The 12,527-nt window shown below is 70.4% G+C and carries 13 protein-coding genes; 5 read left to right on the top strand and 8 right to left on the bottom strand.

What is annotated here, in order from left to right; all coding sequences use genetic code 11:
* Positions 1-7: 7 nt before the first annotated feature.
* The 6 genes from ABZX22_RS25410 to ABZX22_RS25385 form a co-directional block, all read right to left on the bottom strand.
* Positions 8-298, bottom strand: a complete 291-nt coding sequence (locus ABZX22_RS25410; RefSeq protein ID WP_354913333.1) for an iron-sulfur cluster biosynthesis family protein — start codon at positions 296-298, stop codon at positions 8-10.
* A gap of 93 nt (positions 299-391) precedes the next feature.
* Positions 392-1,441 carry an LLM class flavin-dependent oxidoreductase gene (locus ABZX22_RS25405; protein WP_354913331.1) on the bottom strand — a complete coding sequence of 350 codons (1,050 nt, stop codon included), beginning with the start codon at positions 1,439-1,441 and terminating at the stop codon, positions 392-394.
* Complete coding sequence (locus ABZX22_RS25400; RefSeq protein WP_354913329.1) at positions 1,438-1,779, bottom strand: hypothetical protein; 342 nt, start codon at positions 1,777-1,779, stop codon at positions 1,438-1,440. The genes ABZX22_RS25405 and ABZX22_RS25400 overlap by 4 nt, the downstream gene beginning before the upstream one ends.
* On the bottom strand, positions 1,776-2,057 hold the full coding sequence (locus ABZX22_RS25395; RefSeq protein ID WP_354913327.1) for a hypothetical protein: 282 nt from the start codon (positions 2,055-2,057) through the stop codon (positions 1,776-1,778). Before ABZX22_RS25395 ends, ABZX22_RS25400 begins: the two co-directional genes overlap by 4 nt.
* On the bottom strand, positions 2,054-3,562 hold the full coding sequence (locus ABZX22_RS25390) for an FAD-binding oxidoreductase (protein ID WP_354913325.1): 1,509 nt from the start codon (positions 3,560-3,562) through the stop codon (positions 2,054-2,056). Before ABZX22_RS25390 ends, ABZX22_RS25395 begins: the two co-directional genes overlap by 4 nt.
* A complete protein-coding gene (locus ABZX22_RS25385; RefSeq protein WP_354913323.1) occupies positions 3,562-4,743 on the bottom strand; it encodes a (Fe-S)-binding protein in 1,182 nt (393 codons plus the stop codon). Before ABZX22_RS25385 ends, ABZX22_RS25390 begins: the two co-directional genes overlap by 1 nt.
* A gap of 74 nt (positions 4,744-4,817) precedes the next feature.
* Here ABZX22_RS25385 and ABZX22_RS25380 point away from each other — a divergent pair, with 74 nt between their 5' ends.
* From ABZX22_RS25380 to zwf, 5 genes are all read left to right on the top strand, one after another.
* Complete coding sequence (locus ABZX22_RS25380; protein WP_354913321.1) at positions 4,818-5,573, top strand: FCD domain-containing protein; 756 nt, start codon at positions 4,818-4,820, stop codon at positions 5,571-5,573.
* Positions 5,570-6,271: a hypothetical protein gene (locus ABZX22_RS25375; protein ID WP_354913319.1), complete on the top strand. Its 702-nt coding sequence runs from the start codon at positions 5,570-5,572 to the stop codon at positions 6,269-6,271. Before ABZX22_RS25380 ends, ABZX22_RS25375 begins: the two co-directional genes overlap by 4 nt.
* A 23-nt stretch (positions 6,272-6,294) precedes the next feature.
* Entirely contained in the window at positions 6,295-7,251 is a 957-nt protein-coding gene (locus ABZX22_RS25370) for an acetylxylan esterase (RefSeq protein WP_354913317.1), read from the top strand.
* A gap of 76 nt (positions 7,252-7,327) precedes the next feature.
* The gene (gene pgi / locus ABZX22_RS25365) at positions 7,328-8,947 is read left to right on the top strand and encodes a glucose-6-phosphate isomerase (RefSeq protein ID WP_354913495.1); all 1,620 of its coding nucleotides are present in this window, start codon (positions 7,328-7,330) and stop codon (positions 8,945-8,947) included.
* A gap of 4 nt (positions 8,948-8,951) precedes the next feature.
* Positions 8,952-10,304, top strand: coding sequence for a glucose-6-phosphate dehydrogenase (zwf, locus tag ABZX22_RS25360; RefSeq protein WP_354913316.1), 1,353 nt, complete (start codon positions 8,952-8,954; stop codon positions 10,302-10,304).
* A 3-nt stretch (positions 10,305-10,307) separates the two neighbouring features.
* On the opposite strand, the gene ABZX22_RS25355 is transcribed toward zwf, so the two are convergent.
* On the bottom strand, positions 10,308-11,147 hold the full coding sequence (locus tag ABZX22_RS25355) for an alpha/beta fold hydrolase (protein ID WP_354913314.1): 840 nt from the start codon (positions 11,145-11,147) through the stop codon (positions 10,308-10,310).
* A 370-nt stretch (positions 11,148-11,517) separates the two neighbouring features.
* On the bottom strand, positions 11,518-12,522 hold the full coding sequence (locus tag ABZX22_RS25350; protein ID WP_354913312.1) for a HEAT repeat domain-containing protein: 1,005 nt from the start codon (positions 12,520-12,522) through the stop codon (positions 11,518-11,520).
* Positions 12,523-12,527: the final 5 nt, after the last annotated feature.

The raw sequence follows: 12,527 nt of genomic DNA, 5'->3' as shown, positions 1-12,527 counted from the left end.
TCACCTCTCACGAGGCGTCCTGCTGACCCGTGACGTGGAAGGCGACCCCGCCCTCCCCGTCGGTGTCGGCGTCCAGCGACTTGTCGTCCAGGACGCTGGCCGCCACCGGGTCGAGGTAGACCCTGGCTCCTTCCTTCTCCACCACCTCATCGGTCGGTTCAGGCGCGTCGGCCATGCTGAGCACCAGGGATCCCTGGTCGTCGCCCTGTGACGAGATGCGGATACCGCTGGCCTCCGCATCCTGCCGGGCGGTCAGATCCTTGATGACCTGGGCTGCGTTTGGCGTCAGAGTGAGCACTACGGCTCCTCCTCGTTATCGGTTGCAGGGTTTCGGGGTCCTTGCCCCGCCAGCTCCGCGCTACACACCTTCTCCGCTGATGACGGGCACCGGTCACGCGAAGGCGGGCATGATCCGGTCATGGATCAGCCGCAGCTGCTCCTCGACGGAGGCCACCTGCGGCAGGTCGCGTCCCATGAACTGCTTGACCAGCGTCGCGTCCGTCACCGCGAGGATCATGTGGTTGACCCCCGACGGCTCGATCTCGCGCCTGATCTTCTCCACGCACTCCTCGGGAGTGCCGGCGATCGACAGCCGGTCGCCCAGCTCCGGACTGGTCAGCTCGATGGCCCTGGCCAGGTCGCCGGCCCCGAGCGCGTCGACGACGGGCTTCATCACGTTCGGGTCGACCCCGTTGCGCTCCAGCTGCTCGGCCGGCATCGACGAGGCGTAGAGGCCGACCATGCTGCGCGCGGCCTCCTTGGCCACCGCGGAGTCGGGTCCCGTGGCGAAGACGACCCAGGCTCCGATGTCCATCGCCGTCCAGTCCTTGCCCGCCTTCTCGGCGCCGGCCCTGAACTCCGACACCAGGTAGTCGTAGGCCTCGCGGGTGTAGCTGAGCGCGTGGTGCACGCCGTCGGACAGCTCTCCCGCGGCGCGGAAGGAGCGGGGGCCGCGCATCGCGCCGAGCTTCACCGGCACGTGCTCCTGCACGGGCCTGGCGAAGGTGAACAGGCCGTTGTAGCGGAAGAACTCGCCCTCGAAGGTGATGGCGCCGTCGTCCAGGAGCGTGCGGACGACGTGCGCGGCCTCCTTCACGCGTGACAGCGGCCTGGTGGCCGCCCAGTCGATGCCGTACTGGGCCAGCAGCCCGAAGTTGCCGCTGGACAGGACCACCTCGGCGCGGCCGTCGCTGAGCTCGTCGAGGGTGGCGGCGGCCTGCGCGATGAGCGAGGGCTCGCGCAGCACCACCGAGGACAGGCTCGGGCCGAACCTGACCCTGCTGGTCTGTTGCGAGGCGGCCGCGAACAGCAGCCAGAGGTCCTTGTGCCAGGTCTCGTCGGCCGCGTAACAGGCGTGGAAGCCCAGCTCGTCGGCGACCTTGATGGCCTGCAGCGACTCCTGGAGCGGGTAGTCGGGCAGCATCACGTAACTGAACTTCATCGCTCCTCCTGGGGAATGGCGTCGCCCGCCGGGGCCACACCGAGTTCCTGCGGTCTGGCCACGGCCAGGTACAGCCCGCCCAGACCCACGACGACCAGGCCGGACAGCGCCACGAGCCAGTTGTCGTACCAGGCGGCGTCAGGCGTTCTCGGCCAGATCATGTTGAGGATGGCCAGCACGCCGTAGACCAGCGCGCCGACGTTGACCGCCAGGCCCGCCGCGCCCAGCGTGAAAGGCCCGGAAGGGCGCCACCCGAGCAGCCGCGCCCGCAGCGCCGCCAGCACCACCATCTGGAAGCCCAAGTAGATGCCCAGCGTGGCGAACGAGATGATCTTCACGAGGGCGTCCTCGGAGATGATCGACCCCCGTCGAGATCATCGAGCAGCTCCTCGCCCGAGATCACCTTGTGCGCGAAGTGCCGGTGCATCCAGGCCAGGTGGTCGGCGCGGGAGCGGGCCAGGCGCAGCGTGTCCCAGTTGGGGAAGGTCTGCTGGGTCACGTGCTCGGTCATGAGGGCCGGATCCACCTCGTAGACGTGCTCGAACCTGGTGATCGCCACCTCCGAGGCGCGCTCGGGCGGCGGCGGGGTCATCTCGTCGTGGTAGCGGTAGCTCACGGCTCCTCCAGACCCGGCTCGTAGGCGCGGTCGAGCAGGTACTTGCCCGGGTTCATGATGTTGTGCGGGTCGACGGCGCGCTTGACGGCGAGCATGATCTCGAAGCCGCCGCCGAGTTCCTCCGGCACCAGGTCCACCTCGCCCTCGCGGCAGGAGCCGTGGCACGCGCTGATCGAGCCGCCGTTGGCCAGCGCCACCGCCGCCAGGTCGCGCTTGGCGGCCACCCACTCCGTCCAGGCCGCGTCGTCCAGGCGCTGCTCCCAGATGCCGATGTCGATCTCGGTCAGGTAGTCGGCGCCGGTGGGGCCGTTGGTGTAGGCGAACATGCCCCAGTCGTCGAACACGTCCGACTCCCTGCGCAGCCGGTCGGCGATCTCGTGCCATGCCAGCCGTACGGCCGGCAGCCGGGAGTAGTTGATCGAGGCGTCCTCGCAGTGCCAGCTCATCGGCACCACCTGCCCCGAGCGCGTCCGCCCGTGCAGGGGCGTGGCGTAGCGGTCGTGGCGGGCGGCCCAGTCGCCCTCGGAGATCTCGTCGCCGAGGTAGCGGGCGCCCGTCGAGCGGGCGATCCGCAGCAGTCGCCGGCCGCCGGCGCGCACCTCGTCCTCGTAGCCGTACAGGGCCGCGCAGACCAGTGCCTTCACCGACGACGGCTGCGGGATGTAGGCCTCGTCGTCGCGCCGCAGGTAGGCGACCTTCCACTCGTCGAACAGCACCGCGCCCGCGAACGTGGCCACCCCGGCCCCGGCCAGCCGCCCGACCGCCGCGTAGGCGCTGTCGTAGTCCTCGAAGGCCCAGAACGGCGAGAACTCGGCCTCGGGCTTGGGGAACAGCTTCAGCGTCGCCTCGGTGGCGATGCCGAGCGTGCCCTGGTGCCCCATGAACAGGTGCTTGAGCTGGTAGCCGCTCGACGACTTGGTGATCTTCCGGCCGATGCCGTCGCCGACGTGGATGACCTTCCCGGTCGGCAGCACGTGGTCGAAACTGAGCACCAGGTCGCGGCTGTGGCCGTACCGGGAGCCGATGAGCGACCAGCCGCTGGTGCCGATCCTGCCGCCGACCAGCGAGCACGGGTAGGAGGCGGGGTCGTCGGGAAAGATCAGGTCGTGGCGTGAAAGCACCTCGTTGAGCTTCAGCGCGTTGATGCCCGTGCCAACTGTGCAGGTCCTGTTCTCGAGGTCGATCTCCTTGATCTGGTTGATGCGCTTCACATCCACGACGATGCCTCCGCGCAGCGGCACCGCGCCGTCGGTCAGCCCGGTGCCACCGTCGCGCGGCACCACCGGGATCCGGTAGGCGTGCGCGAGCCGCAGCACCTCCGCCACCTCCTCGGTGGAGCCCGGCAGGACCACCAGGTCAGGCATCCGCTCCGCCCACCGGTGCACGGGGAAGGGGGCGGGCACGCGCGTGCGGTTGAGCCGGTCGGCCCGGCCCGTCAGCACGTGCTCGGGGCCGAGGGCCTGGCGCAGTTCCTCCAGCACCGGGTCGTCCATGGCGATGGTCATCAGGCCACCCCCAGGGATTCGGCCAGCAGCTCGTGCAGGTCGACCACGCCGATGGCGCGGGCGCCGCCCGCCTCGGTGAGCGGCCGCTCGGCCCACGGGCAGGCGGTGACGAGGGTGTCGACACCGAGCTCGGCCGCCTTGTCCATGCGCATCCGGCTGATCCTGGCGGTCAGCTCCGGCTTCTCGACGCCCAGCCCGCCGCCCGCGCCCGAGCAGTACGACCACTGGCTGACCCGGTCCACGTCGTGGAAGGTCAGGCCGGGGATGGCGCGCAGGATCTCGCGCGGCTCCCGCCAGATCCCCTTGCGCTTGTTGAGCCGGCACGGGTCGTGGTAGGTCACCGTCCGCTCGACGGGCACGTGCGGCACCAGCCGCCCGTCCCTGAGCATCGCGGCCAGCAGCTCGACCACCAGCACCACCTCGATGTCGAACGACTCCCCGAAGTACCTGGGGTAGTCCTCGGTGAAGGTGATGTAGTCGTGCGGGTCGAGCACCAGCACGCGCCGCACGCCGCTCGCCCGCCAGTCCTCCAGGTTGTGCCTGGCGAAGCGGAGCGCCTGCTCCTCGTAGCCCATCTCGGCGGCGGGCCCGCCGCAGCACCACTGCTCGTTCATCAGCCCGAACGGGTAGCCCGCAAGCTCGAGCATCCGCGCGACCGCCCGGGGCGCCGTCGTCCGGTGGAAGGCGGCCTCGCAGTCGACGAACAGGATCGTCTCTCCGCCCACCGGCAGGTCGAGGCCCTGGGCCCAGTCGCGCACCCGCTCCTGGGACACCCGCGAGGTCACGGGTTCGTGCGTCAGCTCGTCGGTCAGCAGGTTCCACCGCTGCCATCCCGGCTGGTGCACGCCCTCCCGTACGGCGAGGGCGCGCACGGCCTTGACCAGGTCGACGGTCCTGGTGCGGAAGCGGTAGAAGTCGCCGGTGAACAGCGAGTTGGGACAGCGAAGCTCGCACGCGCCGCATCCGGTGCAGTTGACGTAGTCGGCCGCGACGTCGGCGACCTCGAGGGAGCCCTGCTCCATCGCCACCACGTTGGCGTGGAAGGCGGTGGGGCTCCACGACTCGTTGCGCGTGACCTGCAGGACCGGGCAGACCTCGCGGCAGAACTTGTGGCCTGAGGAGAAACAGTTGTAGGCGGCGTTGCGCCACTCCTCAGCGAACCTCTTCTCGGGATCAGGCACGGGTCGGCCTCCCTCTGATCGGGTTGCGATTAAAACTATGAGTTCATATTTCAGAATGCAATATGCTGGCTGCCGTGGATCAGCTCCCCGACGCCGCCGTCTTCGCCCCCGTCGACGACGGCTCCGGCAGGGTCGAGGTCGTCGTACGGCGCCTGGCCGAGGCGATCGCGCTCGGCCTCATCGCCGACGGCGACCAACTGCCCGCCGAGCTCGACCTGGCCGCCTCGCTCAACGTCTCCACCGTCACCCTGCGAGCCGCCCTGGCCGCGCTGCGCGAACGCGGGCTCGTCGAGACCAGGCGCGGCAGGGGTGGCGGCACGTTCGTGCGCGGCCCGGCCGACCCCTCCACCGCCAGGCTCAGGACCAGGCTGCGCGAGCTGACCAGCTCCGAGCTGCGCGAGATGGGCGACTACCGGTCCGCCATCGCCGGCGCCGCCGCCCGCCTGGCCGCCATGCGCGCCTCGGCCGACCAGATCGCCCGGCTCCACCAGGTCGTCGACCGCCTCGAAGCGGCCGCCACGGTCGGCGAGCGCCGCCGCGCCGACGGCCGCTTCCACATCGAGGTCGCCGCCGCCGCCCAGTCCGTCAGGCTCACCCGTGCCGAGATCGACATCCAGTCCGAGGTGGGCGAGCTGCTCTGGCTCCCGTACGGCGAGGCCGTCGACAGGGAGGAGGTGGTGCGCAGCCACCGGCAGGTCATCGACGCCATCACCGCCCGGCAGCCCGACCGGGCACGAACGTTGACGGAGGAGCACCTCGACAGGGGCACGGAGCGTCTGATGGAGTTCCATTGGCGACTTGTCACCCAGGACCAACGGGAGTGGCGATGAGCGATCCACATGTTGCCCTCGTGGCCGCCAGGGTCCACGCGATCGTCGAGGACGTCTTCCGCGCGCTGGAGGAGATCAGGACCGGCGTCGAGGACAGCTACCGGTCCCGCTTCACCGCCGCCGACCTGGCCGGCGTCCGCCCCCAGATCTTCGGCTGCCTGCGCCGCCTGCACGGCATCGCCGCCGGCGCCGGCGTGATCGTCGCCCCCGGCGTGCTCGCCGACCGCCCGCGCTGGCTCGACTGGTGGCAGACGCCGCCGGAGGACGACCCGATCTTCCTGGACGTCGACCTCGACCCCGAGAGCCTCGACTTCTACGACTACACCGCCGCCGAGTGGTTCGCGGTGCCCCAGCGCACCGGCCGCCGCCACGTCGTCGGGCCCTACGTCGACTACGGCGGCACCGACACCTACATGCTCACCTTCACCACGCCCGCCCGCGCCGGCGACCGCTTCCTCGGCGTGGTCGGCGCCGACGTGCGCGCCGCCAGGTTCGAGGCGCTCCTGCTGGGCGTGCTGGCCGCCTGCCCGACCCCGGTCACCCTGGTCAACGCCGAGGGGCGGGTGGTGGCCGCCAACTCGCCGCGACTGCCCGCCGGATCGCTGCTCATGGCCGAGACGGCCGACAGCGAACGGCTGCCCGGCGCACCGTGGAGCGTCGTTTCCGGCGTCCGGGAAAGGGCAGTTAAGCTGGCCTGACGATCTTGCATGGAGGGCTGGCTTTGATCCCGCGGCACGAGTTCACCTTCGATCCGACCTACGGCTACGACCTCGACGCGCTGCTGGCCGTACCGGCTCCGCCGGCGCCCGCCGACTTCGCGGCGTTCTGGCGCGGCACACACGAGCAGGCGATGGCGGTCAGCGTCGCGCCCAAGCTCGGCCCCGCCGAGTGGGAGGCCGACGGCCTGCGCTTCCACGGCGTGACCTACACCTCCGTCGACGGGTTCAGGATCGGCGGCTGGCTCAGCCTCCCGCTCGACGGCCGCGTCACCAGGGCGCGCGTGGTCGCCCACGGCTACGGCGGCCGCGACCACCCCGAAGTCAGGGTCAACATCCCCGGCACGGCCACCATCTGGCCGTGCGCCCGCGGCCTGCCCGCCCGCAGCCTGCATCCCGGCATCCCCGCCGACGCCCAGCGGCACGTGCTGCACGGCATCGGCGCCCGCGAGACCTACATCCACGGCGCCTGCGTCGCCGACATGTGGTGTGCCGCCACCGCGCTGGCCGAACTCGTCCCCGAGGCCGCGGCCGTCCGGCTCGACTACATCGGCTCCAGCTTCGGCGGCGGCATCGGCCCGTTCGTGCTCGCCTTCGACGACCGGTTCGCCAGCGGCGCCCTGGTCATCCCCAGCTTCGGCAACCACCCGCTGCGCGTGACGCTGCCGTGCACGGGAAGCGGCGCGGCCGTCCGCGACCACTACGCCGCCCACCCCGAGGTGCTCGACGTCCTGGCCTACTTCGACGCCGCCACCGCCGCCACCTTCGTACGCCGCCCCGTGCACGTGGGCGCCGCCCTGTTCGATCCCTCCGTCCCGCCTCCCGGGCAGTTCGCCATCTACAACGCGCTCGCCGGCCCCAAGGAGCTGTTCGTGCTGGAGACCGGGCATTACGCGCACCCGGAAGAAGCGGCGCAGGAGGCGGCGTTGACGCAGTCGCAATATCGGTTCATGACCGCTTGATAACCTCCCCGCGGTGCGATGGATCATCCATCGCGGGTAGGTCGTCAGGTTGAGAGTGCGAGGAGGAGACGTGGACATCACTCGGAGCGGCGAGTGGGCGGCGCTGAAGGCCAACCACGAGGCCGTGGCGGGCAGGCACCTGCGCGAGCTGTTCGCCGAGGACCCCGGCAGGGTCGAGCGGATGAGCATGACCGCCGGTGACCTGTACCTCGACTACTCCAAGCACCGCGCCACCGCCGAGACGATGGAGCTGCTGCTGGCGCTGGCCGAGCGGGCCGGACTGCGCGAGCGGATCGAGGCCATGTTCTCCGGCGAGCACATCAACGTGAGCGAGGACCGGGCGGTCCTGCACGTGGCGCTGCGCATGCCCGCCGACGCCAAGCTGGTCGTCGACGGGCAGGACGTGGTCGGCGACGTGCACGCCGTCCTGGACAAGATGAGCGACTTCAGCGCCAGGGTGCGCTCGGGCGAGTGGAAGGGCCAGACCGGCCAGGCCATCAGGACCGTGGTCAACATCGGCATCGGCGGCTCCGACCTCGGGCCCGCCATGGCCTACGAGGCGTTGCGCGACTACGCCGACGCCGGCATCGCGGCCAGGTTCGTCTCCAACATCGACCCCGCCGACATCCACGGCGCGCTGCGCGACCTCGACCCCGCCACCACGCTGGTCATCGTCAGCTCCAAGACCTTCACCACGCTCGAGACGCTGACCAACGCCAAGGTGGCCCGCCAGTGGCTGGTCGGCGCGCTCGGCGAGGAGGCCGTCGCCAAGCACTTCGTCGCCGTCTCCACCAACGCCGAGAAGGTGGCCGAGTTCGGCATCGACACGGCCAACATGTTCGGCTTCTGGGACTGGGTCGGCGGCCGCTACTCCTACGACGGCGCCATCGGACTGTCGCTGATGATCGCCATCGGGCCCGAGCGCTTCCGGGAGATGCTCGACGGCTTCCACACCATCGACGAGCACTTCCGCACCGCGCCCTTCGAGGCCAACATGCCGGTCATCATGGGCCTGCTCGGCATCTGGTACACCGACTTCTTCGACGCGCAGACCCACGCCGTCCTGCCCTACAGCCAGCGCCTGCACCGCTTCCCCGCCTACCTGCAGCAGCTGACCATGGAGTCCAACGGCAAGTCGGTGCGGGCCGACGGCACGGCGGTGACCGTACCGACCGGCGAGATCTACTGGGGCGAGCCAGGCACCAACGGCCAGCACGCCTTCTACCAGCTGCTGCACCAGGGCACGCGGCTGGTGCCGGCCGACTTCCTCGGCTTCGCCGAGCCGTTCGAGGACGCCGACGGCATGCACGACCTGCTCACCGCCAACCTCCTCGCGCAGACCTCCGCGCTGGCCTTCGGCAAGACGGCGGAGGAGATCGCCGCCGAGGGCACGGCCGCCGAGATCGTGCCGCACAAGGTGATGCCGGGCAACCGGCCCACCTCCACCATCCTCGCGCCCAAGCTGACGCCGGCCACGCTCGGCCAGCTCGTCGCCCTCTACGAGCACATCGTCTTCGTCGAGGGCACCATCTGGGGCATCGACTCCTTCGACCAGTGGGGTGTCGAGCTGGGCAAGAAGATGGCGCTCGACCTGGCGCCCGCGCTCACCTCGGCCGAGGCCCCGGAACAGGCGCCCGACGCCTCCACCGCCGCGCTCGTGCGCGCTTACCGGAGGCTCAGGAGCAGGAAGGTGTGAACCCATGGCGCTGGTCCTGTTCGGCATCACCGGCGACCTGTCGAAGAAGATGCTGTTGCCGGCACTCCACCGGCTCGCCGAGACGGGCCAGCTGAAGGAACCGGTCGTCGGGGTCGCCAAGACCGACCTCGGCCTCGACGGCCTGCGCGCCTTCGCGCGCCAGGCCGTCGGGCAGGACCTGTCGCCCCACCTCGACCTGCGGCTGGTCGCCGGTGACCTCGCCGACCACGGCACCTACGAGCGGCTGCGCGATCAGGTCAACGGCCTCGGCCACCTCACCCACTACCTGGCGGTGCCGCCGTCGCTGTTCGCCACCGTGGCCAAGGGCGTGGCCGCGGTGGGGCTCAACACCGGCTCGCGGCTGGTGGTGGAGAAACCCTTCGGGCACGATGTGGAGTCGGCCAGGCAGCTGAACGCCGAACTCCTCACCTGCTTCGAGGAGGAGCGTCTCTTCCGCGTCGACCACTACCTCGGCAAGGAACCCGTCGAGGACCTGATCGTCTTCCGCTTCGCCAACACCATGCTCGAACCCATCTGGAACCGCACCTACGTGCGCAGCGTCCAGATCACGCTGGCCGAGACCTTCGGGGTGGAGGACAGGGGCGCCTTCTACGACCGGGTCGGTGCGCTGCGCGACGTCGTGCAGAACCATCTGCTCCAGCTGCTGGCCTACACCGCCATGGACGCCCCGCCGTCGGCCGACGCCCGCGCCGTGCTCGACGAGAAGTGGCGGGTGCTGCGCTCGGTCCGCGCCGTCCAGGAGTCCGACGTGGTGCGCGGGCAGTACGAGGGGTACCGCGACACGCCGGGGGTCGCGAAGGACTCGCGCACCGAGACGTTCGTCGCGTTGCGCGCCACCATCGACAACTGGCGCTGGGCGGGCGTGCCGTTCTGCGTCCGGACCGGCAAGTGCCTGCCCGTCGACGCGCTGGAGATCGTCGTCGAGCTGCACCGGCCGCCTGTCGCCTACTTCAGCGCCCGGCCGGCGCCCAACCTGCTCAGATTCCGGATGCACCCGGACGCCGGCGTGACCTTCGACCTGCTGGCCAAGGAGCTGGACGTGCTCGACCGGACGCACGAGGTGGCGGTCTCCGTCGACTTCGCCACGGCGCTCGGGCCGGCCGAGGCGGCCTACGAGCAGGTCCTGAAGGACGCGCTCGCCGGCGACCCCCGGCACTTCGTGCGCTTCGACCTGGTGGAGGAGTCCTGGCGGATCGTCCAGGACCTCCTCACCTCCGACGTCGAGCCCGAACCCTACGCGCCGGGGACCTGGCCCGAGGCCGCCTCGCGCATCGCGCCCGGCGGGTGGCACAGCGTGGGGGCGACGACCGGCCAGAGGGCCGCGCCGGGCCGATAGCGCTCATGCCCGGAGGAACTCGGCGATCGGCTCGGCCTGGCCGAAGACGGCGTGACCGACCTCGGGGAACAGGCACACGGTCGAGTGCGAGACGCACTCACGCACGCGCCGCGCGGTCCGGTGGGAGTCGAACATGGCGTCACGGCCACCGACGATGACGAGTACGGGCATGGTGAGGCCGCGCAACGCGTCGTCGGAGAACACCGGGAGCTTCTCCCTGCGCGGGTTGAAGTGCGTGAAGGTCAGGACGACGGCGTCGAGCGCCTGCCGGTCCTTCTCCCCGTCCAGTCCTGCGACAGCCATCGCCGACTCGCGCAGTCCGCCGCGTCGGAACGGGCGGCTCAGGAGAGCCTTGAAGATCCAGCCGACCTTCTGCCGTCCCACGCCGCCGGGGCACATCAGGGCCAGGCGGGTCACTCGCTCTGGACGGCGGATGGCGTAGTCCAGGGCCGTCCAGCCGCCGAGGGACATCCCGACGAACGCGGCGCCGGTGATCCCGAGCCCTTCCAGTACGTCGTCCAGCCAGAGTGATACGGCGTCGGAGCCCAGGGCAGGGCGCGAGGGCGCGCTCAGGCCCGGCTCGCCGACGAGGTCGACGGCGTACGTGCGGAAGTGCTGAGACCAGGTGGCGACATCTGCCCGCCACATCGACGCGTTCGCGCCCGAGCCGTGCAGCAGCACCAGGGGCGGCGCGTCCTGCGGGCCGGAGACGAGGACGAAGGTCTCGCCCTCGCGAGTCGGCACCCGTACGTGCTCGGCGGGAACCGGCCAGGCGTCCAGCACCTGCCGGTACTGGTCGAGGAGCTCGCGTTCACCGGCCTCGGACTTGTAGATCATGGTCATGACGCCTGCACCGCCAGCCGCGCGTCTCGCGCATCGAGATGGGGAACGAACCACACGAGGTCGGCCATCGGGACCACCTCCTTGGCACCAGCGAAGACCCTGTCACCGTGTCAAGGTCAAATGGGTTCACGCCGCGGGATCACCAGGCACCCCCGCCTACCGGGTTCGGTGCTGTCCGCCCGGTTCTTCTCGAGTACTGCGGTGACCCACGGTCCATGAGCGGTGATACCGACCCGGGCGAAGGGGCCTGAAGTCATCCCTGACGCTGGGATCGCCGAACCGCGGTGTCGCCGGACCCGAGGAGATCACTCGCTCCACGGGGAGCAGAAGGCCCCCTTGTCCAGGCCCACAGCACCCCGGTAAAGATCCGTCATCGTGCGTCGCGGATCCCGAGAATGTATGTCGCGGTAAGCGCGACGGCACGGTCTTCGTCATGTGACAGATCCGCGAGGGCTCGTGACGCTGTGGTTCCCGGGATGTCCGCGAGCGCCTGTGTCAGCCGTCGACGTGCAGACGATTCAACGGTGCCGTGGGCGAGGCGATCGACGAGCCTGGTAGCGATCTGATCCGCCAACGCGGGGCGACCCGCCAGCGCGCTCAGGGCATCGGCCGCATCGACGTCATTCGTCCCCTCGACGACCATGTCGATGAGCGTCGGGACCGCGTCGGCTCCTCCACGTGCCCCGAGTGCCAGAGCCGCGTACCCGCGGACCACGATGTCGTGGTTCGTGAGGGCGTCCCGCAGCAGTGCGGTCGCCTCGCCGTTCGGAAACTCGGCGATGGACTGGACGGCACGTTTGCGTACCTCGGCCACTGGTGAGCCGAGGCCCTCCGCCAGCAGCGCCAATCCGTCATCGCCCGATCGCGCCAGAGCCCATCGGAGGGCTCCGGCGACGTTCGGGTCCGTTTCGCTCAGCGCTGCCTCGACCAGTGCTTCCACCGGCACCGGAACCTCTTCGACTGAGGACAAGGCCGCGCGCTGGCGCTTCCCGGCGCTCTTCGAGCGCAACGCCTGCAGGAGCGCGACGACCTGGAGGACATCCTCCCAGCCGGCGGGTTCTACGGCGTCGATCCGACGCAGTCGCGTGAGCAGTTCCGTCTCAGCTGCGATGCGTTCTCGCGTCTGGCGGATGAGGTCGTCGACGAGCTCTGAGGGCGTGAAGTCGGGATCGTCGAGCGCGCGCCCGACCTCACGCAGCGACAACCCCAAGGACCGCAGGCTCTCGATATGGAAGATCCGCCGGACGTCCTCGCTGGAGTACTCCCGATAGCCTGCGCCGCTACGACCCGTTGGCCGCACCAGACCAAGTGAGTCGTAATGCCTGAGCATGCGGGCGCTGACCCCGGACCGTCGTGCCACGTCACCGATCAACACTGCCC

This window comes from Nonomuraea sp. NPDC003804, assembly GCF_040610675.1.
GTDB lineage: Bacteria > Actinomycetota > Actinomycetes > Streptosporangiales > Streptosporangiaceae > Nonomuraea.
The sequence above is the reverse complement of the archived record's forward strand: the minus strand, read 5'-3'. Positions and strand labels throughout refer to the sequence as shown.

Coding starts and splice junctions, on each gene's coding strand:
- ABZX22_RS25375 (WP_354913319.1), top strand. CDS start 5,570: ATGAGCGATCCACATGTTGCCCTCGTGGCCGCCAGGGTCCACGCGATC.
- ABZX22_RS25405 (WP_354913331.1), bottom strand. CDS start 1,441: ATGAAGTTCAGTTACGTGATGCTGCCCGACTACCCGCTCCAGGAGTCG.
- ABZX22_RS25390 (WP_354913325.1), bottom strand. CDS start 3,562: ATGACCATCGCCATGGACGACCCGGTGCTGGAGGAACTGCGCCAGGCC.
- zwf (WP_354913316.1), top strand. CDS start 8,952: ATGGCGCTGGTCCTGTTCGGCATCACCGGCGACCTGTCGAAGAAGATG.
- ABZX22_RS25355 (WP_354913314.1), bottom strand. CDS start 11,147: ATGACCATGATCTACAAGTCCGAGGCCGGTGAACGCGAGCTCCTCGAC.